Annotated in this window: 2 tRNA genes and 1 rRNA gene; all 3 read left to right on the forward strand. The window is 48.5% G+C overall.

What is annotated here, in order from left to right:
• Positions 1-105: ribosomal RNA gene (locus tag LPW36_RS17720) — 16S ribosomal RNA — on the forward strand; the annotation flags it as partial.
• A gap of 74 nt (positions 106-179) precedes the next feature.
• Positions 180-256: transfer RNA gene (locus LPW36_RS17725), tRNA-Ile, on the forward strand.
• Between the two features lie 130 nt (positions 257-386).
• A tRNA-Ala gene (locus LPW36_RS17730) sits at positions 387-462 on the forward strand.
• The last annotated feature ends 49 nt before the right edge of the window (positions 463-511 follow it).

The following is a 511-nucleotide window of genomic DNA, read 5'->3' on the forward strand; positions in this document are numbered from 1 at the left end:
GGTAGCTTAACCTTCGGGAGGGCGCTTACCACTTTGTGATTCATGACTGGGGTGAAGTCGTAACAAGGTAACCGTAGGGGAACCTGCGGTTGGATCACCTCCTTACCTGAAAGATACTGATTGAGTGTAGTGTCCACACAGATTGTCTGATGAAGAATAACGAGCAGAAATATCTTTATAGGCTTGTAGCTCAGGTGGTTAGAGCGCACCCCTGATAAGGGTGAGGTCGGTGGTTCAAGTCCACTCAGGCCTACCAAATTCTTCCTCATGCTGCGTTATGCTCGCGGTCGTTTACTGATGTAAACTTCCCGGTCGCATGCCTTGCCTGAGAAAGAATTAACTCTTTTACGAGTGGTAACTGAAAAGGTATCTGTACGTGACTACATGGGGCTATAGCTCAGCTGGGAGAGCGCCTGCCTTGCACGCAGGAGGTCAGCGGTTCGATCCCGCTTAGCTCCACCATAAAGAAGTTATCTTAAATCGTGCTAAAACTATTCCAGAGTGTACTGAC

Origin of the sequence: Limnobaculum eriocheiris (assembly GCF_021010575.1) — a bacterium.
GTDB classification, from domain to species: Bacteria; Pseudomonadota; Gammaproteobacteria; order Enterobacterales; family Enterobacteriaceae; genus Limnobaculum; species Limnobaculum eriocheiris.